This is a genomic window from Nocardia sp. CY15, assembly GCF_009829295.1.
GTDB classification, from domain to species: Bacteria; Actinomycetota; Actinomycetes; order Mycobacteriales; family Mycobacteriaceae; genus Nocardia; species Nocardia sputi.
Window position 1 is genome coordinate 1 of record NZ_VUOT01000043.1, and the last position, 21,381, is coordinate 21,381.

The following is a 21,381-nucleotide window of genomic DNA, read 5'->3' on the forward strand; positions in this document are numbered from 1 at the left end:
CGGTCAGAACAAGCCCGACGAGCCGCCCTACCAGCCTGGTTGCACACCTATAATCACCACCGGCAACACACCGCCATCGGCCGCCAGACACCCATCAGCCGGTTGACCAACCTCCCTGGGCAGTACATCTAGGTCAGCGACGGCCCGCTCGGCTCGATCAATGTCGCGAAGGTCCGCATGACGTCGTCCACCAGTGCCGTGCCGGTGGTGCCGAACTGTCCCGCCCGTTTCTCCAGCTGTCCATCCAGCCACAGTGAGGCCAGCCCGTGGCCGAGTCCCCAGAACGTGACCGCCAGTGTGTCGGCCTTGTCGGCGGGCAGCTCCCCGGCGCGAACACATTCGGCGATCGCGTCGGCCAGGACTCCGAAAGCCGCGTCGCCCGCCGCCATGGTGTCGGGGTGCTTGTCGGGCTGGGAGAGCTCGGGCCGGAACATCAAGCGGAAGTAGGCCGGTTGCTCGCGGGAGAACCGCACGTAGGCGTTCGCCAGTGCGGTCAGGGCGGCCATGGGCGTCGGAGCCTCGGCGCGGGCGGCCGACAGTCGCGCGCCGAGCAGCTGGAAACCCTGCGTGGACAGCGTCGCGAGCAGGGCGGCGCGGTCGGGGAAGTGGTGGTACGGCGCGGCGGTGCTCACGCCTGCCTCGCGCGCCACCCGGCGCAGGCTGACCGCCGCGAGCCCCTCGGTCTCGATCAAACGCAGGCAGGCGGCCAGCAGCGCGTCGCGCAGGGCGCCGTGATGGTAACTGGTCCGCGTCACCGTCCGAGCGTATGCGACGCGGCCTGGACAACCTAACTGTGCGGTGCTTAGATTATCTGAGCGGCGCTCAGATGAGTGCCGGGTAGCCACTCCACGAGACGGGTGAAGAAATGGGCACACAGGTATCGGTCACCGGCGCAACGGGATTCGTCGCCGGTCACGTTATCGCCGAACTTCTGGAGCACGGCTACGCCGTGCGCGCGACGGTTCGCGATCTCGCCGCCACCGGTAAACGGGCACACCTGGTCGAGCTGGCCCGGCGAACCGGGGGCGAGCTGGAGTTCGCGCAAGCCGATTTGAACGGCGAGGACGGCTGGGCGTCCGCCGTCGCGGGCAGCGCGGGCGTCCTGCACGTCGCGTCGCCGTTTCCCACCACGCCGCCGGACGACGAGCGCGAACTCGTCGACACCGCGGTCGAAGGAACCCTGCGCGTGCTGCGCGCCTGCGCCGCCGCAGGCACGGTTCGCCGGGTGGTGCTGACCTCCTCGATCGCCGCGATCGCTTACGGGCACACCGAGGACGCGCTGCGCACCGAGGCCGATTGGACGGTGGTCGAGCGCAGCCCGGCCTATCAGAAGAGCAAGACGCTGGCCGAGCGGGCGGCCTGGGATTTCGTCGCGAAGCTCCCGGCCCGCGAGCGATTCGAACTGGTCGTCGTCAATCCCGGCATGGTGCTCGGACCGCTGCTGTCGACGGACACGAGCACCTCGCACGAGCCCGTGCGCAGGTTGCTCGACCGGGACGTCCCCGGCGCGCCCCAGGTCGGCTGGGCGCCGGTGGACGTGCGCGATCTCGCCGTCGCGCACCGGCTCGCGCTGGAGACGCCCGAGGCCGCGGGCAACCGCTACATCTGCGCAGGTGAGCATCTGTGGATGGCGGAGATGGCGCGCATCCTCGCCGAGGAATACGGGCCGCGCGGGTTCCGGGTGCCGACCAGGCAGCTGCCGAACTGGGTGGTGCGTTCGGTCGCCCTCTTCGACAAGGGCGTCCGGCTGACGCTGCCGACGCTGGGACGCACCGAATCGCTCAGCGCCGAGAAGGCCCGGCGCGAGCTGGGCTGGACCATGCGGCCGGTGCGGGAGACGCTGGTGGACACCGCCGAAAGCCTGCTGCGGCACGGAATTGTCACACCGCCCCGGCGCAAGTCCGCACCCCGGGCTGCCGCACCGCGCGCCGCGAGCGTCTGAGGGTTGTCGTCATGCTGATCGCGACACTGATCATCACCACGACTGCCGTGGTGCGGCGCTGGTTCGCACGTAGGTCCCCGGGTGGAGACTTCGCCGGGCGGACGGCGTCCGGACCGGTCCGCCGGGCACTGCACCGCCCGGCGCCGGTTGCCGCCGCCCTCGTGGCGCTGCTGGGCATCGCGGTCGCGGCGGGCACGCTCAGCCAGTGCTGAACCGGCCCCGACGTGCACGGCCGCGGCCCGGTTCGCTAGACAGGACCCGTGACTGCGCAGCTCCCCTTTCGGTTCGGTGTCAACATGGTGGTGCCCGAGAACCGGTCGAACTGGATCGGAAAGTGCCGTCGGGCAGAGGAACTCGGTTTCGACGTGGTCGGCGTCGCCGACCATCTCGGCTTGCCCGCGCCGTTCCCCGCGATGATCCTGGCCGCCGAGGCGACCGAGCGGGTGCGGCTGAACACCTTCGTGCTCAACACCGGGTTCTACAACCCGGTGCTGCTTGCCCGCGACGTGGCAGGCGCCGATCAATTCACCGACGGGCGGATCGAACTAGGGCTCGGCGCGGGCTATGTCCAGGCGGAATTCGAGGCGGCGGGCATCCCGTTCCAAAGCGGGAGCAAGCGCGTCGAGCACTTGGAACAGACGGTTATCACGCTGCGCCGGCTGTTCGCCGAGCCGGAATATCAGCCGCAACCCGCGCAGCCGACGGGTCCGCCCGTGCTCATCGGTGGCTGGGGTGACCGGTTGCTCGCTGTCGCCGCGCGGCACGCCGACATCATCGCCTTCACCGGCGCCGCGGCCTCGCGCAACGGTGGGCCGCTGCAGATGGCCGGGCTCGCCGAAACCGAGGAGCGCGTCGCCTACGTCCGGGAGCTGCTCGGTCCACGGCTGGACAAGGTCGAGTTCAACATCCTCGTGCAGCGGGTGGTCCCGCCGGCCGAACGCGCGAGCGTCCTGGAGGTCTTCGGCCCGGCGCTGCCGCCGGACGTCGCCGACTCCCCGGAAGATCACCCGATCCTGCTCATGGGTACGCCCGAGGAGATGGCCGACCGGCTGCGCGATCGGCGCGAGCGTTACGGCATCAGTTACATCACGGTCCTCGAGGACAGCATGGAGAAGTTCGCCCCGGTCATCGAGTTGCTGCGCTGATCCCCAGGCCCGAATTCACGGCAGCGGGTCGATGATGACGCGCGGATCGATCTGCCGGAGTTCTCTCGGTCGGCTGGTCAGGCAGGGCCACGCGCGGGCCACCGCCTCCCGGGTGACGTGGCCCGCGGCGAACAGGGCGTCGGCGGTCGGTCCCGCACCGTGCCGGATCGCCGGCGGCGGGGTGATGGTGTGGTCGAACGACGGAACCACAGTGTGCGGCAGGCCGACCAGCACAGCCAGGATGTCGAGCCGGTCGGCGGGGATATGCGTGCGCGCCGCGGCGAGGACGGTGCTCGGTACGACGATGGTGTTGCCCGCGTCGACCGTCGCCCAGACGACCGCTTGGGCATAGTTGGCGCGATTGGCGAACGCTACGACCGCCGCGGCGTCGAAGACGACGCCGCCCAGCCTCGCCGGGGATCTCACGCTACGCCGGCGTGCGCGTCCACCTCCCCGCCCGGTAGTAGCGGTGGAGCGGGCAGGGGAAGCGTTCGTTGCTCCGCTACACCACTCCCCAGCGGCCGGGCGACGAGGTCGTCGGGCAGCGTGCGGGTGGCCATTCGCGGTCTGTGCTCCCGAGGCGACGGCATGCCACGACTCTAGCCGCGCGATCCGCCTCGGGCAGGATGCTCACGCGGGCTTGTGCCACAGCAGCGTGTAGCGCCACATGAGCCGTCGCCGCATCCGCGCCCCGGGGAGGAGTTCTCTTGCGGCCGAACGTATGTCGGCGTAATCGTCCACGGGATCGCGCATTTGCGCATTCGGGCCGCCGCGCCGGTGCAGGGCGTCCGTCGCCCAGACGAGTGGCGCCACGGGGAAGTAGTGGAAGTCCTTGCGCGGAGTCATGTTCCAGAGCCCGACGACGGCGAGGACACCGCCCGGCGCGACCAGGCGGCGCAGTGCGGTGATGCCCTCCCGCAGCGGAACGTGGTGCAGGGTCGCCACCGTGGTCACGACATCGAAAGAGCCTGTGTATTCGAGGAAGTCGGCCCGTGCGAGGGATATGCCCGCCATCGCGGGGCCGCGGGTGAGGATGTCCGCGTCGATGTCGATGCCGGTGACCGCCAGCCCGTGGCGGGCCAGCTTGCCCGCCAATAGTCCGTCACCGCAGCCGATGTCGAGCGCTGTGCGGGCCGAGCGCGGCACCTGCTTCAGCAGCCAAGGGTGGTAGCGGGTGTTGTGATTCCAATAGGGATCGTCGCGCACTTCAGCCACTGTAGGGACGGCTCAAGCCCGCACGCGATCGCGGTCGTCTCGGAGTACACATTTATGTGATTTACATCACATTTGCTGGAGCATTTTGTCGGTCTCGGATGGCAAGGTGTGCGGTATGCCTTCCCCCGCATCGCTCGATGCCATCCGAGTGCTCGGAGCCAACGAGCACAACCTGCGCGACGTGTCGCTGGAGATCCCGAAGAACAAGATCACCGTCTTCACCGGTGTCTCCGGTTCGGGCAAGTCGTCGATCGTCTTCGACACCATCGCGGTCGAATCGCAGCGCCAGCTCTACGCGACCTTCCCGGCCTTCATCCTCAACTTCCTGCCCCGCTACGAACGCCCGCACGCCGAGGCCATCGAGAACCTCACCGCACCGGTCATCATCGATCAGCAGCCGGTCGGCGGCGGTCCGCGCTCCACGGTCGGCACGATGACCGACATCTTCTCGATGGTGCGGGCCATGTTCGCCCGATTCGGTTCGCCCTCGGCGGGGTTCGTCTACAACTACTCCTTCAACGTCCCGCAGGGCATGTGCCCGGACTGCGACGGTCTCGGCGTCACCGTCCGGCCCGACCCCAACCGGCTGGTCGACCGGACCAAGTCGCTGAACGAAGGGGCGATTCTCCTGCCCGGATACGGCGTGGGCGGCGGAGAGTGGCAGATGTACGGCACCTCCGGCCGCTTCGACCCGGACAAGAAGCTGGCCGACTACACCGACGAAGAGTTCCACGACCTGCTCTACGGCACCGGCGGCAAGGTCGAGCTGACCTTCAGCAAAGGCACGTGGAAGGCGAACTACGAAGGCATCGCCACCAAATTCACGCGCACCCGGCTGCAACGCGACACCTCCACGTTGAGCGAGAAGACCCGGGAGCAGATGCGGCAATTCCTCACCGAAGGTGTGTGCGGCACCTGCGCGGGCGCCCGATTGAACGAGGCGGCGCTGGCCACGAAGATCGACGGGCGCAATATCGCGGACTGGGCGCGGTTGCAGATCACCGACCTGATGGAGGTCCTCGACGAGATCACCGACCCGGCCGCGGTCGGCCTGGCCGGGGCCATCCGCACCGCGCTGCGGCGCGTCGCCGATATCGGGTTGGGTTATCTGAGCCTGGATCGGCCGACCTCGACCTTGTCCGGGGGCGAGGGCCAGCGGCTGAAGATGATCAAGCATCTGTCCAGCACGCTGATCGGTCTGACCTACATTTTCGACGAACCGAGCGTAGGGCTGCACCCGCGGGACGTCGGTCGGCTGAACGACCTGCTGAAGGCCTTGCGGGACAAGGGAAACACCGTGATCGTAGTGGAGCACGATCCGGATGTCATCCAGATCGCCGACCATGTGGTCGACGTCGGACCGCGCGCGGGCGTGCACGGCGGACAGGTGGTCTTCCAGGGCAGTTTCGCCGATCTCCGGGCGGCCGACACCCCGACCGGCGCCGGTCTGCGACGGCCGTTCCGGGTGAAGGACTCCTTCCGGACCGGCACGGGCGAACTGCTCATCGAGAACGCGACGGTGCACAACCTGAAGAACGTGACCGTCGGCATCCCCACCGGCATCCTGACCGCCATCACCGGCGTCGCGGGCTCGGGCAAGAGCAGCCTGATCCGGGACGTGTTCGTGCGCGAGCACCCCGGGGCGATCTTCGTCGACCAGTCGCCCATCGCCGCGTCGTCCCGATCCACGCCCGCGACCTACCTCGGGCTGATGGACCCTATCCGCAAACTGTTCGCCAAGGCCACGGGGGAGTCCGCGGGCCTGTTCAGTTTCAATTCGGCCGGTGCGTGCAAGCAGTGCGAGGGCCGTGGCGTGATCATCACCGAGATCGCGTACATGGATCCGGTGACCACCCACTGCGACGCCTGCGACGGACGGCGCTTCTCCGATGACGTGCTCGCCCTGATGTTGCGCGGCAAATCCATCGCCGACGTGCTGGAGATGTCGGCAGAGGAAGCGCTCGGATTCTTCGCCGAGAGGGCGCTGCACACCAAGCTGCGCACCATGAACGAGGTGGGCTTGGACTATCTCAGCCTGGGCCAGGCGATGAGCACGCTGTCCGGCGGCGAGCGCCAGCGGATCAAGCTGGCGACCCAGTTGCAGAACACCGGAAGCGTCTACGTGCTCGACGAGCCGACCACGGGGCTGCACATGTCCGACGTGGACACACTGCTCGCACTGATGGACCGCCTGGTCGACCGGGGCAACACCGTCGTGGTGATCGAGCACAACCTCGATGTGGTGGCCCATTCGGATTGGGTGATCGATCTCGGACCGGACGGCGGCAAGCACGGCGGCGAGATCGTCTTCACCGGGCCGCCCGCCGACCTGCTCGCGCACCCGGCCTCGCTGACCGGCGAATACCTGCGCCGATACAAAGCAGGTAGCTAGCCGGAGGGTTTCGTCACCGTGAATCGCTGAGTTCCGGTCACCCGCAGCAGCTCCAGCGCCGAGGCTTCCCGGCTGCCGGGCGGCGCCGAGTACACCACGACGGCTTGGTCGGTGTCCGGAACCAGCAAGGTATCGCAGTCCAGACGCAGCATTCCGAGGTCGGGATGCTCGATCGTCTTGGTCGCGCTGCGCCACTTCCCGGACCGCCGCGCGTTCCACAGTTGCTCGAATCGTGCGCTGCGCGAACGGAGTTCGGAGACCAAGCGCAGGAGGCCGGGATCGTCGGGGTAGCGCGCGCGGGCGCTGCGCAGAGCGGAGACCGACAACGACGCGGCGTTGTCGGCTTCCGCGGGCGTCATCGCGACTCGTCCGGGCTCGGTGCCGAGGAAACGCTGCCAGATGATGTTGCGCCGGGCGGGCGGCCACGCGGAGAAATCACCGAGCAGCGCGACCGCCATCGGATTCCAAGCCAGCACATCGGCCTTGGCCGACAGCACCAGCGCGGGCAGATCGGCCATCCGGTCCAGCAGACGCAGTACGCTCGGCCGCACCACCATGTCGATGCTGCCCTCCTGCGGCGGCGCCGCGCCCGCGAACTGGAACAGCAGGGTGCGGTCCTCGTCGTTGAGCCGCAGTGCGCGGGCCAGCGCGGCGAGCACCGAGCTGGACGGACGGGGGCCGCGCCCCTGTTCCAGGCGCACCACGTAGTCGACGCTGACACCGGCGAGCTGGGCGACCTCCTCGCGGCGCAACCCCGGGACCTGTCTGCGCTGGCCCGCAGGTAGCCCGACATCGCCCGGGCACACGTGGTCACGCGCCTGCCTGAGCAACGCGGCCAGCTCGATTCGATCCACATATCGATCATGCCGCAGCCGACCGTCGTGGAGGTGGGATGGCTACTCCCCGGAGGCGGCGCACGCGCTGTCGGGCGCGCGCAGCGCGTTCCGACGCCGCGCCGCGAGGTGGGGCACTAGCCGGTGGTGACCGCGCCGAACTCCGTCTCGAGCCAGGCGGGGAACTCGGTCAGATCCGTGAGCACCACGTCGGCGCCTGCCGCGCGCAGTTCGGCGGCCGTGCACGGTCCGGTGCTCACGCCGACCGCGAGGACGCCCGCGGCCCGTGCGCCGTTCATGTCGCCGACGTGGTCGCCGACGAAGAGATGCGCGCCCTGTTCGCGCAGGGTCGCCGCCTTGCCCGCCGACCACAGGTCGCCCGCGAGATGGTCGATCCGCCAACCGAGTTCGACGATGTGCAGCCGCGCCAGCGGGGCGTGTTTGCCGGTGACCACCAGCACCCGTCCGTTGCGGGCCTCGATGGCCGCCAGGGCCGCCTGCGCGCCCGGCATCGGGGGAATGGTCGATACGAGCGTCGGGTACAGCGCTCGGTAGCGGGTCACCAGAGCCGGAACGAGTTCCTCGGGCGCGCCCGCTTCGACGAGCAGGGTGGCCAGCGGCGGGCCGAGCCGATCGGCGAACGTCGTCCCGCACAGCGGCAGATCGAACTCGACGCCGAGCATGTCGATGGCTCGCGCGACGCCCGGCCGCGAGTCGATCAGCGTCATGTCGAGGTCGAAGCCCACGGTCCAGGTCACCTGCTCGACCCTAATCGCCGGCGCTGGGGTCCGCCGGTCCGGCTGTTGTGATTCACAACTCCGATGCACGGCGGGTGGGATGCCGCAGCGTCGGCGAGGCCGGCTGTGGCTGGCGTGATTCACGTGGAACCTCCGGTGCAGTCGATGTCACGAAAGCGCTTGTGGCCCCGAACCATTCGGCATCGAGTGCAAATCTGCGTCAGGTGCGCCTCGGTGGCGCGGTGCGTTTGGCGTAACCGCTGATCGGACTGACCTCCATTCGATCGATGCCGCTCAACGTCCCGACACGCTCGGTGGCGTAGCCGAACAGGGCGTCCGCGTCCCGGCAGACGACGCACACCAGCAGATTGTGCGGTCCGGTGATGGCGCCGACGAACGCCGCCTCCGGATCGGCGGCCAGCGCGGTCGCGACGGCGACGAGCCGTGCGGGGGCGACTGTGAGCCACAGCAGGCTCTGCACGGTGAACCCGAACAGCGCCGGATCGACTTCGACGTCGAATCCGAGCACCTGGGCGCCGCGCAGTTCCTCGACCCGCCGCCGCACCGCGGATTCCGACCACCCGACGACCCGCGAGAGTTGCGGATACGCCGCCCGCCCGTCGGCGGCCAGCGCGGGCAGCAGGCGCTGATCCAATTCGCTCGGCGTCACTTTCGCGGGTGGAGCCGGCTCGGGCGCGCGCAGGGCCGCGCTCTGCTCGGTCGACAGCGCGGACATCCGTCCCCGCCAGCGGCGTTGCATGACGTGCCGCAGCACTCGCTGGACGTCGATGAACCCGACGGCCGGATGGCGGGCCAGCTCGGGCAGGGGAGCGTCGCCGGGGACGCGGAACAGGCAGGTCAGCTCGGCTCCGCCGGCGATGACCGTCACCCACGCGGTGTCGGCGCGGCGGGCCAGCTCGCGGGCGACCGCGGCGGTGGCATCCGGCCGTACCCGCAGGCGCACCAGCCACTCGGCATGGTCCACGCGGCCGGTGCGGGCTACACCGGTGACTCGCAGCCCTCCGGTGTCGAGCAGCCGCCGGTACCGGCGCGCCAACGTGCGCTCGGAGACCTCCAGCACCGGTGCGAGCCTGCTGAACGGCGCACGGCCGTCGAGTTGCAGAGCGTGCAGCAATCTCCGGTCGACGTCGTCCAAGATGACCGAATCCACCTCGTCAGGGTAGGTCAGTGCCGGAAACCGGCGAATCCACCGTGGTGACGGGCGCCGCGGCGCAGGAGGGACGAGCATCGTCGCCGTGCAGAAACCGATCGACGCCATCCACCACACCGGAATCCTCACCCGCGACCTCGACGGACTGGAACGCCGCTACCTCGACCTCGGGTTCGCTCTGAGTCCCCGTTCGCGGCACCTGCTGAGCGCACAACCGGGTGAGCCGCCCATACCCGGATGCACGGCCAACCGCTGCGCGCTGTTCGGTGGCTCCTACCTCGAACTGCTCGGCATCGTCGACGAGTCCGCGCCGGACCCGTGGCACACCAAGGCGATGGCCGACGAGTACGAAGGCTTCCGTCTGCTCAACCTGGAGACCGGCGATGCCGAGGCGGCGCGACGACAGCTCGCGGCGGCGGGCGTGCGCGCCTCCGGCGTGCTCGACCTGGAACGCGACGTCGAGACCGAGAACGGCATCCGCACGGTGCGGGCGCGGGCCGTGCACGTGGATCCGAGCGCGACACCGGAGGCGCTGCTCGGTGTCGCCCAGCATCTCACCCGCGAATACGTGCACCAGCCGCGTTATTTGTCGCACCCGAACGGCGCCCGCGCCATCGCCGCCGTGCTGATCGTCGCGGCCGATGGTGAGTTCGACGCTGTCGTCGAACGCTACGGCCGCATCTTGGACGTGCCCGCGGTGCGCAAAGGACCGCTGACCGTGCTGGAGATGGGCTCGGGGCGGCTGGAGCTGGTGCGCGCGTCACAGGCCGCCGCGGTGCTGCCCGGCGAAGCCGCGCCCGCATCGTCGTACCTGGCCGCCATGACCATCGACGTGCGCGATCCGACGGTCGCGCGCGACCTCGTCACGAACGCGGGCGTGCCGATACGGGAGACGGACGAGGGGTTCTTCGTCTCCGCCCGTGATGCCTACGGCGCCGGTCTGTTCTTCGTGGCGGGCTGAGTCGGTATACCTTCCGGCGGTCGGCCGATGTCGGTTGCCGCCAGGATGAGGCCCGGCCTGGCGGCGCGACGAGCGACGGTTCAGTTCCTTCCCGTGGGCTGCGGTGCGGCGAGCGTGGAGCGCTTGCGCCCGTATCCGAGGTAGACCGCGATGCCGACCAGTACCCACACACCGAATCGCACCCAGGTCAGCGCCTCGAGGGTGGTCGCGAGCAGCACGCAACCGATCAGCGCGAGCAGCGGAACCAGCGGTACCAGCGGGGTGCGGAACGGGCGTTCGCGCTCGGGCTCGGCCCGGCGCAGCACCAGCACGCCCACGCACACCACCGCGAACGCCGACAGCGCGCCGATATTGACCAATTCCACCACGATGTCGATCGGCAGCAGTCCCGCGATGACGGCGCCGACCACGCCCAGCAGCAAAGTCAGCCGCACCGGAGTGGAGCGTTTCCCGGTGGCCGCCAGCCGGTAGGGCAGCAGCCGGTCGCGGCACATCGCGAACATCAACCGCACCTGGGCGTACACGATCAGCAGCAGGCCCTTCGTGAGCGCGATGATCGAGGCGATCACGATGACGTCGCCGATCCACCCGATGCGCACCGCGCCGAACGCCGTCGCGATCGGCGCGCTGTTGTTCAGCGTCTCGAACGGCACCATACCGGTGAGCACGGCGCTGACCAGCGCGTAGAGCACGGTGGCGATGAGCACCGTGCCGATGATGGCGAACGGAATGTCGCGGCGCGGGTTGCGGGCCTCCTCCGCCGACGCGGCGACCACGTCGAAACCGAGAAAGGCGAAGAACGCGATCGCGGCGCCGCCGATGACGCCGCCGATCCCGAACGGGGCGAACGGTGTCCAGTTGTCCATGGCCGCGTGCGGCGCGCCGACGGCGATCACCAGCACGAGCACGCCGATGGTCACCCCGACCAGCACCTTGGTGACCCGTGCGGTGAAGCTCACCTCGCCGACCAGCACCGCGACGACGGCGGCGACGATCAGTACGGCGGGCAGGTTCACCACGCCGCCTTCGGCGGGCCCGGCGGTGAGAGTGTGCGGGACGGTGATGCCGAACAGCGAATCCAGCGCGGACACAGTGGTCCCGGACCAGCCGATCGCCACCGCGGCGCCCGCGATGACGAACTCGAGCAGCAGGTTCCAGCCGACCAGGAACGCCGGTCCTTCCCCGAGGGTCGCGTAGGTGTAGGTGTAGGCGCTGCCGGAGACCGGCGCCATCGCCGCGAGTTCGCTATAGCACAGCGCCACCAGTACGCACACCGCTCCGGCCAGGGCGAACGACAGCACGATGGCGGGCCCGGCCTTCTCCGCGGCGGCCACCCCGGTGATGACGAAGATCCCGGCGCCGACGATGGTGCCCACGCCCATGGCGGTGAGATCGAGTCGTCCGAGTCTGCGCGCCAGCGTGGGCGCGCCCGCCTCGGTCGCGGTGTCGGGCAGGCGGCGGCGCCATCGCCGGGCTGATTCGGTGGTCATGACTCCCTTACGAGAACGGTCGGCCGGTCCGGCCCGGTGGACCGGACCGATGGACCATTCTCGCCGCGCACGGCGACACGCGGATAACTGGGGTGTTGCGACCGATGCGCGATGCACCGGCCGCGAGCCCTCAGCTACTGGCGGCCGCCGCGAAGGGCGTGGCGGCGGCGACGCGGGTGGTGCGGTTGGGATGCCGCCACAGCCCCTTGCGCTCCAGGATCGGCAACACCCCTTCGCCGAACCAGTACGCCTCTTCCAGATGCGGGTAGCCGGACAGGATGAAGTGGTCGATGCCCAGGCGGGCGTATTCGGTCAGCCGATCGGCGACTTCGGCGTGCGAGCCGACCAGCGCGGTGCCCGCGCCGCCGCGCACGAGGCCGACACCCGCCCACAGGTTGGGCGCGATCTCCAGCCGCTCGGTGCTGCCGCCGTGCAGCTCCGACATCCGTCGCTGACCTTCGGACTCGCTGCGCGCCAAGCTCGCCTGCACCCGCTCGATGTCGGCGGGGTCGATGCCTGCCAGCAGGCGATCGGCCTCGGCCCACGCCTGCTCGGAGGTGTCCCGGCTGATCACGTGGATGCGCAGGCCGTAGTCGAGGACGCGACCGTGGTCCACCGCGAGGCCGCGGATCCACTCCAGTTTCCCGCTCACCGCCGACAGCGGCTCGCCCCAGGTCAGGTAGGTGTCGCTGTAGCGGGCCGCGATGGGACCCGCCGGTTCGGAGGAGCCGCCGAAGAACACCGGCGGCGCCGGGTCGGGCCGGTTGGCCAGCAATGCCTGATGTACCCGGATGTGCTCTCCCTCGAAAGTCACCGGCTCGGTGGAGGTCCACAGTTCCCGCACGACGTGCAGGAATTCGCCGGTGCGGGCGTAGCGCCGGGCCTTGTCCAGGAAGTCGCCGTAGGCCTGCTGCTCGTGTGGCTCGCCGCCGGTCACCACGTTGAGCAGCAGCCTGCCCCCGGAATGCCGCTGGAAGGTGGCCGCCATCTGCGCCGCGAGCGTCGGGCTGACCAGGCCGGGGCGGAAGGCCACCAGGAACTTCAACGTCTCGGTGGTCTCGACCATCATCGCCGTGGTCAGCCAGGCGTCCTCGCACCATGCGCCGGTGGGAGTGAGCACAGCCTCGAAGCCGTTGTCCTCCGCCGCGGCGCCGATCTGGTTGAGATACCGCAGGGTGGCCGGACGGTCGCCGGACATGAAGGTGCCGTGCCCGCCCGCGACCAGTCCGCGGGAATCACCGTAGGTGGGCAGGAACCAGTGGAACGACAGACTCATGCTCGAGTCAACTCCCTTCCGGAGACCGCGGCGAGACCAGTAGCGGGACGGATCGGGCGGTGCGCCTGGTGACGCGCCGCGGTGATCCATGCTGGGCGCTCGACCGGCTCAGGTCACGGTTTGCAACCAGCCCGGTTTTTATTCGGATGTCCGTGCGTGTCACTATCCGGTCTAGACGTAACCATGAATAACACGTAATCTGGCCTCAGCACGCGCCCCATGGTGTGCGAGGCGGACGGACGAAACGAGTACCTCAATGACGCGGCATGTCGACGTATTGATCATCGGCGCTGGGCTGTCCGGAATCGGCATGGCCTGCCATCTCACCAAGGAGCAGACCGGGCGCAGTTACGCGATCCTGGAACGCAGGACCGCCATCGGCGGCACCTGGGACCTGTTCCGCTACCCCGGCATTCGTTCCGATTCCGACATGTACACCTTCGGCTACGGCTTCCGTCCGTGGAACGGCACCAAGGTACTCGCCGACGGCCCGAACATCCGCCGCTACATCGAGGAGACCGCGGCCGAGTACGGCGTCACCGAGCACATCCGGTTCGGTCGCAAAGTCACCACCGCGCGCTGGTCCAGCGAGACGGCCACCTGGACGGTCGAGGCGCTCGACGAACAGACCGGTGAGACGGAGGTCTACACCAGCGACTTCTTGGTCGGCTGCACCGGCTATTACGACTACGACAACGGTTACCGTCCCCGGTTCCCCGGCGAGGAGAACTTCGGCGGGCAGATCGTGCACCCCCAGCACTGGCCCGAGGGCCTGGACTACACCGGCAAGCGGGTAGTGGTGATCGGCTCCGGCGCCACCGCGATCACTCTCATCCCGGCCATGAGCGACAAGGCTGCGCACGTCACCATGCTGCAGCGCTCTCCGACGTACATCACCGCGCTGCCCGCCGACGACCCGGTCGCGGTCGGCCTGAAGCTGGCGAAGGTGCCCGCCGAGATCGCCTACCGGATGGGACGCGCCCGCAATATCGCGTTGCAGCGCGCGAGCTTCCAGCTTTCCCGCACGAACCCGGAGACTGCCAAAAAGCTGCTGCTCGCCGCCGTGCGGATGCAGATCGGCCCGGGCCTGGATATGCGCCATTTCACCCCGAGCTACAACCCGTGGGACCAGCGGCTGTGCGTGGTTCCCAACGGTGACCTGTTCAAGGTGCTGCGCAGCGGCAAGGCTTCCATCGTCACCGACCGCATCGAGACGTTCACCGAGACCGGCATCCGTGTGGCCTCCGGCGAGGAACTGCCCGCCGACGTGGTCATCAGCGCCACCGGCCTGAGTGTGCAGATGCTGGGCGGCATGAGCCTGGAAATCGACGGCGAGCCGGTGGTCACGCGCGACCGGGTGGTCTACAAGGGCGCCCTGCTCGACGGCGTGCCGAACGCGATGATGGTGCTCGGCTACACCAACGCGTCCTGGACCTTGAAGGCGGACCTGGCGGCCGAGTACTTCTGCCGCGTGCTCAACCACATGAAAAAGCACGGGTTCACCCGGGTCGAGGCCGTCGCCGCCGACGGCGACCGCGGCGCCGATTCGGTGATGGGCGGGGCGCTGACCTCCGGCTACATCCAGCGCGGCGACGCGGTGATGCCGCGGCAGGGCACCAACGGTCCGTGGCAGGTGATCAACAACTACTTCCGCGACCGCAAGCTGCTGCGTAAGGGCGCGCTCGAGGACGGGGTGCTGTCGTTCAGCCGGGCGCAGAAGGCGCCGACCGCGGGACGTCCCTTGGAAGGCACGCGCAGCGCCTGAGCGCCTTCCGGCGTCACACCGTGGCGGGCACGGACGCGTTGTCCGCCGTGATGCCGACCAAGTCGCGCGATACGACCGAAGACCTAACCCCCCACGGATCCGGGAACGTTTCGAGCGTCTTCGTCCACTAGGCCCAAGAGCGTTTCCGCGATCTTGCCCATGGCGTCGCGATATTCGGCGCGACCGGGTTCATCCGCCGTTCGGCGGGCGAGGACGCCCGCGGTGAGTGTGTAGCCGACGGTTTCCGCGATCACCCGCGGTGTGACCACCGGGGTGATGCGCCCGGCGTCGAGTTGGCGCTGGAGATACCGGGTGAAACGGCGAATCGGGCGTTCGGTGATCTCCTCGGCCAGCGCGGCCACCTTCGGGTCCACCGCACCGCGCTCGTGGATCAGGCGCAGCAGCGGTCCCGCCGTGGCGACCGCGGTGGCGAAGGACTCGATGGTGGCGCGCAACATCATTCGCGGATCGTCGTCCTGGATGCCCGGCTCCTGCGCGGCGAGGAACTCGTCGCGCACCCGCTCGGCAAGCGCCAGGAAGATCCCCTCTTTCGAGGCGAAGTAGACGTACATCGTGGCGCGGGAGACGCCCGCCGCCGCGGTGATCGCGGCGACGGTGGTGTTGTCGTAGCCGCGCTCGGCGAACACCGTGGCCGCGGCGTCGAGCAGGTCGCGGTGGCGGGAGGTGTGCGAGCGCTCTCGGGCAGCGCGCACCGACCAGGTGGACTGGGTCACGCAGGCTATCGTGGCGCAGGTTGACGTTGACGTCAATGTCAACAACACTGAGCGGCATGCACGTCGTCGTGGTGAACAGGGGAGAAGTAGCGGTTCGTGTGCTGCGCACCGCCCGGGAGCGGGATTGGCGGACCTCGACGGTGCACACCGCCGAGGAACGGGACGCGCTGCACGTCCGCTTGGCCGACGACAGCGTGCCGTTGCCTGGCATCGGAGCCGCCGCCTACCTCGACGTGGCGGCGGTCGTCGCGGCGGCCAGGAAGGCGGGGCCGGGCGCGCTGGTGCACCCGGGCTACGGATTTCTCAGCGAAAGCGCGGCATTCGCCTCCGCGTGCGCCGCCGCCGACCTCGTGTTCGTCGGACCTTCTCCCGAGGCGCTCGAGATCCTCGGTGACAAGACCGCGGCCCGCGCGGCCGCCGAGCGCGCGGGGGTTCCGGTGATCCCGGCGACCCGGCGCTGCGCGGGCGTCGCCGAGGTCGAGGCTTTCCTTCTCGCGCATCCCGACGGGGTGATGGTTAAGGCCGCCGCGGGTGGCGGCGGACGCGGTACGCGGGCGGTGCGGGACGCGGCCTGCCTGCCGGAGGCGTTCGAGCGCTGCCGCGCGGAGGCGCTGGCTGGTTTCGGCGACGACGGGGTCTACGCCGAGGCGCTGATCAGCGACGCGCGCCATATCGAAGTACAGATCGTCGCGGACGGGCGAGATGCGGCCGCCGTCGGCGATCGCGATTGCAGCGTGCAGCGCAGGCAGCAGAAAGTGCTCGAGGTGGCGCCCGCGCCTGCTCTCCCCGCGGCACTGCGGCAGCGGTTGCACCGTTGGGCGGTGCGGGTCGCCGAAACCGTCGGCTGTCGCGGTGTCCTCACCGTCGAGTTCCTGGTGCGCGGTGACGACGCGTTCTTCCTCGAGGTCAATCCGCGATTGCAGGTCGAGCACACCGTCACCGAAGCGGTCATGGGAATCGATCTGGTCGCGGTGCAATGCGATCTCGCCCGCGGCGCAATGCTGGCCGATCTCGCGCTACCCGACGCCACTGCCGCGCGCGGCTACGCGGTGCAGGCCCGCCTGAACGCCGAAACCGTCACCCCGGGTGGCGACGTACTCCCCAGCACGGGCACGCTGACCATGTTCGCGCCGCCGACCGGGGGCGGTCTGCGGGTCGACACCGCCGCGTTCACCGGGATGCGGCAGGACGCGCGTTTCGACTCCCTCCTGGCGAAGATCATCGCCTGCGCTCCGTCCTATCCGGCCGCGCTGCGCCGGTGCGCGGACGCGCTGGCCGAGACCGTCGTGACCGGCGTGGACACCAATGCCGGCGTGCTGCGCGCGATCCTGGCGGCGATGTCGGACGGCCGCGTCGTACCGACCACGTGGTTCGAGCGGCATGTCGGCGAGTTGGTGGAGCGCGCGAGTGATTTCGCCGGGATCGCGCAACCTCCGTTCATCGAACAGAAGGCCGCCGCGTCCGATATAGCCGGGACAGCTGGGATGGCCGGGATGACGCTGACCGGCGATGAGGAAGCGGTGCTGTCGCCGATGGGCGGCACGGTGGTCGCTCTCGCCGCGCCCGGCGCCGTCGTCGCGGCCGGTGGCGAGGTCGCGGTGCTGGAAGCCATGAAGATGCAGTACGTGGTCCGCGTCGAGCAGGATTTGCGGGTGTGCCGCCACGTCGCCGCGCCTGGTGCGGTCATCGACCCGCGTGCGCCGCTGCTGACCTTCGTCGCCGCCGAACACGACGGTGCGGTCGTGGATCACGGCGCGGTCGACCTGGACTCGGTGCGCGCCGATCTCGCCGAGGTCCGCGCTCGCCGCCGCGCCGGCCGCGACGAAGCCAGGCCGGAGGCGGTCGCCAAACGCCATCGGCTCGGACGGCGCACCGCGCGGGAGAACATCAACGACCTGGTCGATGCGGACAGCTTCGTGGAGTACGGCGCGCTCGCGGTCGCCGCACAGCGCTTGCGCCGCAGTCCGGAGGACCTGATCGCCAACACCCCGGCCGACGGCCTGGTCGCGGGCGTCGCCACCATCGACGCCGAGCGATTCGGTTCCGATCGGTCCCGCGTGGTCGTGCTGTCCTACGACTACACGGTGCTGGCGGGCACGCAGGGGATGCGCAATCACGCCAAGACCGATCGCATGCTCGAACTCGCTCGCGAGCAACGACTTCCGGTCGTCTTCTTCACCGAGGGCGGCGGCGGCAGACCGGGCGACACCGACTATCCCGGCATCTCCGGCTTGGACGTCACCACCTTCCGCGCGATGGGTGCGCTCTCTGGCCGGGTTCCGCTGATCGGGATCGTGTCCGGACGCTGCTTCGCGGGCAACGCGGCACTGCTGGGCATGTGCGACGTCGTGATCGCCACCCCCGACGCGAATATCGGCATGGGTGGTCCCGCCATGATCGAGGGCGGCGGGCTGGGCGTGTACGCCCCGGAGGACATCGGCCCGATCGAGGTGCAGCGTCGCAACGGCGTCGTGCACGTCGTCGCCGCGGACGAGGCCGAGGCGGTCTCCATCGCCCGTCGCTACCTCGCCTACTTCCAAGGCGCGACCGAGGACTGGGCGGCGCCGGATCCGCGCCTGTCGCGGCACGTGGTTCCGGAGAATCGCCTGCGGGCCTTCGATATCCGTGCCGCCATCGACGCCGTCGCCGACGTCGGGTCGGTACTGGAGCTGCGGCGCGACTGGGCGGTCGGGATCGTCACCGCACTGATCCGGGTCGAAGGACGGCCGTTCGGCTTGATCGCCAACAACTGCCACCATCAAGGCGGGGCGATCGACGCTCCCGCCGCGGACAAGCTCAGCATGTTCCTGCGCTTGTGCGACGCGCACGGTCTCCCGATCGTCTCCTTCTGCGACACACCGGGCTTCATGGTGGGCCCCGCCGCGGAGAAGGACGGCACGGTGACGAAGTTCAGCCGCCTGTTCATCGACTCCGCCGCGCTCTCGGTGCCGCTCGGCACCGTCATCGTGCGCAAGGGCTACGGTCTCGGCGCACAGGCCATGGCGGCGGGCTCATTCCGCGCCCCCCGGTTCGTCGTCGCCTGGCCGACCGGGGAGATCGGTGGCATGGGCCTGGAAGGCGCGGTCCGCCTCGGATTCGCCAAAGAACTGGCCGCCATCGAGGATCCGGCCGAGCGACAGCAAGCGTTCGACAACCTGGTACAGCTCGCCTACGACAACGGCAAGGCCCTCACCGCCGCCACCGTGCTGGAAGTCGACGACGTCATCGATCCCGCCGACACCCGCCGCTGGATCGCCACCTTGCGCTGACCGCACCCCGCGGTCGGCGGCGGGCCGGTCGGTACGGTTGAGAAACGCGCGCCCCATCGTGCGCCGTGCCAGGACGGCCCGTCCTCACCACGGGATCGCGGACCGGCGAGCCGGGCAACGCCCGCGACACGTCCACGGCAGAGACCTGCCGGAACCATGACGATGTCGCTCGGGCCCGTGGCCGGGCTGAAGCTGGTGGACGCACTTGCGGACCGTCTCGCCGACGACCATCGGCTGCATGCCGTGCGTGGCCATTTGAGATGACCGGAGACGGCGTGGGCGCCCGCGCGGCGTATTCGACCGCGGCGGAGCGCACGACGAGCATTCCGCAGAAGCGCTACCTGCTGTCACGGGCCACCCGGCTGGCCGGCGCCGACCGATCACGCGATCGGTGAGGCGGACTTGTCATGGCGAACCGGAATACTCGGCGCCGACCGATCTTCGTGACGAATTGGAGGAGTGCATGGCGCGCGAACTCGATGACCTGCCCTACGCGCGGTACCTCACCGCCTTGGACGGCGATCTCGAGGCCGAAGGCGACTACGACTGCGTTCGGGTGGACGGCGGTGAACTCGACGACCTCGACGTGCGGCACGCGCGATTCAGCGAGTCGGTGTTCACGACGGTCACCTTCACCCGGGGGAGTCTGCGCTACAGCCGGTTCGCCGATGTCTGGCTGCGTCATGTCCGCTGGGTGGGTACCGAACTGGCGGACACCGGATGGCTCGACGGCGAAATGGTGTCGGGCGCGATGTCCGGCGTCGACTTCGCGGGCGCGACTCTGCGGCGGGTGCGGTTCGAAAGCTGCAAGTTCGACTCGGTCAACTTCCGCGGCGCCCGGTTGCGCGAGGTGTCCTTCGTCGACTGCGTGCTGCGCGATTGCGATTTCGCCGAGGCCGCGTTGACCGACGTGACGGTGCCCGGCTCGGCGCTGGTCCGGTTGTCGCTGCGCAGGGCACGGCTGGCGAAGGTCGACCTGCGCGGCGCGACGGCGCTCGACATCACCGACGGGCTCGACAGCATGCGTGGCGCGACGGTCACCGGTCTGCAACTGATGGACCTCGCGCCCGCCTTCGCGCGTTCGGTCGGCATCACCGTGCGGGATTGACAGCCTCCGGACCCGTGGGATCATCCGGATGCCGCCACATAGCCGGGCGAGTGCCGAAAGGCGCTGTGCGGCAGCGAATACCGGAACGCCATTTCGCCGAACCGCCGATGCGCGCGACACCCGATTGATACATTGCGCCGATACCGCGCAGTACCGCTTTCATCGAGGACGCGAGCCATGGTCGACCGGGATTCCCTTCGCAGTGCCGCCGGCGTGCGCGCTCTCGTGCGCATCGCAGGCGAGCGAGGCATGGCGCCGGCCGAGTGCCTGGCCGGTACGGCGCTGGCGCCTGCCGAGCTGAGTGACCCGTGCGCCGAGCTCACCGCGCACGACGAACTGCGGATCGTGCACACGGTGCTCGGCCGCTTCGGTGACGAGCCCGGACTCGGCCTCGCGGCGGCGGTCTGTCACCACCTGCGCTCACGCGGGCCGTGGGGACTCGCGCTGCTGGGCAGCCGGACGCTGCGCGAGCTGATCGAGGTGGGGCTGCGCTGCGTCGGTCGCGCGGTGCCGTTCGGGCGGTTGACCGTCCAGGAAGCAGGCGGCGAAGCGCGGCTGGTGTACGAGGACGCGGACATTCCGGCCAGCATGCGGACATTCTTCGCGGAAGTGACCCTGGCGGGGCTGCCCGCCTTCGACCGTGAGCTGTTCTCCGTAGGCGTCCCGGTGCGGCGGGTCAGTTTCCGCCACGCTTGCCCACGCGACATCAAGCGGTATCGCGACATCTTCGGCGTCGTACCGGTTTTCGGGGCGCCGGTGAGCGCGGTGGTTTTCGATCGCGGTCTGCTGGACCGGCCGCTGCCACCGGCGAACGACGTCGCGCGGAACAACTGTGGCCGACTGTGCCGCGACCTGCTCGACCGGCACCGGACGCGCACCGGCGTCGCCGCGGCGGTGCGCGACCGCTTGGTGCGCACGCCGGGGGAGATCCCCGACCAGGCGACGGTGGCGCTCGGGCTGTACATGAGCTCGCGCACCCTGTCGCGGAGGTTGCACGAGGAGGGGACCTCCTTCCGGGCACTGCTGGACGAAGTGCGTCAGACCATGTCGGAGGCGCTGCTCACGCATACCGATATGACCACCGAACAGGTCGCCGCCCGGCTCGGTTACGCGGAGGCGGCCTCGTTCATCCGTGCCTTCCGCCGCTGGCAGGGCTGCCCGCCGCAAACGTTCCGCTCGCGCGGCAGGCGGCTGTGTCACGCACCCGAATCGGTCTGAGCGGCGCGGAGCACCGTCCAGCGAGCGGTCCGGCGCAGCACGCCGTCTCGCGATGAGGCGGCAGACCGTCGGCAATCGTGCTGCCCTGCAGCGGGCAGGGGCGATCCAGCACTGGGATCGGATGC

General features: G+C 69.6%; 20 protein-coding genes. 11 read left to right on the forward strand and 9 right to left on the reverse strand.

The features are described from left to right. The coding region (locus tag GVY39_RS30170) for an integrase core domain-containing protein (protein WP_159930315.1) at positions 1 to 132 on the forward strand (132 nt) is incomplete at its 5' end. On the opposite strand, the gene GVY39_RS30175 is transcribed toward GVY39_RS30170, so the two are convergent. Next, a complete protein-coding gene (locus GVY39_RS30175) occupies positions 129 to 755 on the reverse strand; it encodes a TetR/AcrR family transcriptional regulator (protein WP_159930316.1) in 627 nt (208 codons plus the stop codon). The genes GVY39_RS30170 and GVY39_RS30175 overlap by 4 nt on opposite strands. A gap of 110 nt (positions 756 to 865) precedes the next feature. On the opposite strand from GVY39_RS30175, the gene GVY39_RS30180 reads away from it, so the two are divergent. The 3 genes from GVY39_RS30180 to GVY39_RS30190 are packed head-to-tail and all read left to right on the forward strand — an operon-like array spanning position 866 to position 3,087. Continuing rightward, positions 866 to 1,942: an aldehyde reductase gene (locus GVY39_RS30180; protein WP_159930317.1), complete on the forward strand. Its 1,077-nt coding sequence runs from the start codon at positions 866 to 868 to the stop codon at positions 1,940 to 1,942. Between the two features lie 11 nt (positions 1,943 to 1,953). Then, complete coding sequence (locus GVY39_RS30185) at positions 1,954 to 2,154, forward strand: hypothetical protein (RefSeq protein WP_159930318.1); 201 nt, start codon at positions 1,954 to 1,956, stop codon at positions 2,152 to 2,154. 48 nt (positions 2,155 to 2,202) lie between these two features. After that, positions 2,203 to 3,087: an LLM class F420-dependent oxidoreductase gene (locus GVY39_RS30190; RefSeq protein ID WP_159930319.1), complete on the forward strand. Its 885-nt coding sequence runs from the start codon at positions 2,203 to 2,205 to the stop codon at positions 3,085 to 3,087. Positions 3,088 to 3,102: 15 nt separating this feature from the next. On the opposite strand, the gene GVY39_RS30195 is transcribed toward GVY39_RS30190, so the two are convergent. After that, complete coding sequence (locus GVY39_RS30195; RefSeq protein WP_159930320.1) at positions 3,103 to 3,513, reverse strand: hypothetical protein; 411 nt, start codon at positions 3,511 to 3,513, stop codon at positions 3,103 to 3,105. A 204-nt stretch (positions 3,514 to 3,717) separates the two neighbouring features. Next, entirely contained in the window at positions 3,718 to 4,293 is a 576-nt protein-coding gene (locus tag GVY39_RS30205; RefSeq protein WP_159930321.1) for a bifunctional 2-polyprenyl-6-hydroxyphenol methylase/3-demethylubiquinol 3-O-methyltransferase UbiG, read from the reverse strand. Positions 4,294 to 4,417: 124 nt separating this feature from the next. Between GVY39_RS30205 and GVY39_RS30210 the strand changes: the two genes are divergently transcribed. Beyond that, positions 4,418 to 6,694, forward strand: coding sequence for an excinuclease ABC subunit UvrA (locus tag GVY39_RS30210; RefSeq protein ID WP_159930322.1), 2,277 nt, complete (start codon positions 4,418 to 4,420; stop codon positions 6,692 to 6,694). Here the strand turns inward: GVY39_RS30210 and GVY39_RS30215 are convergent. The 3 genes from GVY39_RS30215 to GVY39_RS30225 form a co-directional block, all read right to left on the reverse strand. Continuing rightward, positions 6,691 to 7,548, reverse strand: a complete 858-nt coding sequence (locus GVY39_RS30215; RefSeq protein WP_159930323.1) for a helix-turn-helix transcriptional regulator — start codon at positions 7,546 to 7,548, stop codon at positions 6,691 to 6,693. The two genes, GVY39_RS30210 and GVY39_RS30215, sit on opposite strands and share 4 nt — an antisense overlap. 116 nt (positions 7,549 to 7,664) lie before the next feature. Further along, complete coding sequence (locus GVY39_RS30220; protein ID WP_195139353.1) at positions 7,665 to 8,285, reverse strand: HAD family hydrolase; 621 nt, start codon at positions 8,283 to 8,285, stop codon at positions 7,665 to 7,667. Between the two features lie 199 nt (positions 8,286 to 8,484). After that, on the reverse strand, positions 8,485 to 9,435 hold the full coding sequence (locus tag GVY39_RS30225; protein WP_159930324.1) for an Lrp/AsnC family transcriptional regulator: 951 nt from the start codon (positions 9,433 to 9,435) through the stop codon (positions 8,485 to 8,487). An 85-nt stretch (positions 9,436 to 9,520) separates the two neighbouring features. On the opposite strand from GVY39_RS30225, the gene GVY39_RS30230 reads away from it, so the two are divergent. Continuing rightward, complete coding sequence (locus GVY39_RS30230) at positions 9,521 to 10,396, forward strand: VOC family protein (protein ID WP_236565757.1); 876 nt, start codon at positions 9,521 to 9,523, stop codon at positions 10,394 to 10,396. Between the two features lie 80 nt (positions 10,397 to 10,476). Here GVY39_RS30230 and GVY39_RS30235 read toward each other — a convergent pair whose 3' ends face one another. After that, a complete protein-coding gene (locus tag GVY39_RS30235) occupies positions 10,477 to 11,886 on the reverse strand; it encodes an amino acid permease (protein WP_159930325.1) in 1,410 nt (469 codons plus the stop codon). A 130-nt stretch (positions 11,887 to 12,016) separates the two neighbouring features. Then, the gene (locus GVY39_RS30240) at positions 12,017 to 13,162 is read right to left on the reverse strand and encodes an LLM class flavin-dependent oxidoreductase (RefSeq protein ID WP_159930326.1); all 1,146 of its coding nucleotides are present in this window, start codon (positions 13,160 to 13,162) and stop codon (positions 12,017 to 12,019) included. Positions 13,163 to 13,418: 256 nt separating this feature from the next. Here GVY39_RS30240 and GVY39_RS30245 point away from each other — a divergent pair, with 256 nt between their 5' ends. After that, positions 13,419 to 14,927: an NAD(P)/FAD-dependent oxidoreductase gene (locus GVY39_RS30245; protein WP_159930327.1), complete on the forward strand. Its 1,509-nt coding sequence runs from the start codon at positions 13,419 to 13,421 to the stop codon at positions 14,925 to 14,927. A gap of 83 nt (positions 14,928 to 15,010) precedes the next feature. On the opposite strand, the gene GVY39_RS30250 is transcribed toward GVY39_RS30245, so the two are convergent. Then, on the reverse strand, positions 15,011 to 15,661 hold the full coding sequence (locus tag GVY39_RS30250) for a TetR/AcrR family transcriptional regulator (RefSeq protein ID WP_159930328.1): 651 nt from the start codon (positions 15,659 to 15,661) through the stop codon (positions 15,011 to 15,013). 56 nt (positions 15,662 to 15,717) lie between these two features. Between GVY39_RS30250 and GVY39_RS30255 the strand changes: the two genes are divergently transcribed. The 4 genes from GVY39_RS30255 (at position 15,718) to GVY39_RS30265 (ending at position 21,256) form a co-directional block, all read left to right on the forward strand. Next, the gene (locus tag GVY39_RS30255; protein ID WP_159930361.1) at positions 15,718 to 18,930 is read left to right on the forward strand and encodes a carboxyl transferase domain-containing protein; all 3,213 of its coding nucleotides are present in this window, start codon (positions 15,718 to 15,720) and stop codon (positions 18,928 to 18,930) included. Positions 18,931 to 19,190: 260 nt separating this feature from the next. Next, positions 19,191 to 19,325, forward strand: coding sequence for a hypothetical protein (locus GVY39_RS35090; protein ID WP_255466327.1), 135 nt, complete (start codon positions 19,191 to 19,193; stop codon positions 19,323 to 19,325). A 68-nt stretch (positions 19,326 to 19,393) separates the two neighbouring features. Further along, complete coding sequence (locus GVY39_RS30260) at positions 19,394 to 20,038, forward strand: pentapeptide repeat-containing protein (RefSeq protein WP_159930329.1); 645 nt, start codon at positions 19,394 to 19,396, stop codon at positions 20,036 to 20,038. Positions 20,039 to 20,215: 177 nt separating this feature from the next. Next, the gene (locus GVY39_RS30265) at positions 20,216 to 21,256 is read left to right on the forward strand and encodes an AraC family transcriptional regulator (RefSeq protein ID WP_159930330.1); all 1,041 of its coding nucleotides are present in this window, start codon (positions 20,216 to 20,218) and stop codon (positions 21,254 to 21,256) included. Positions 21,257 to 21,381 lie beyond the last annotated feature (125 nt).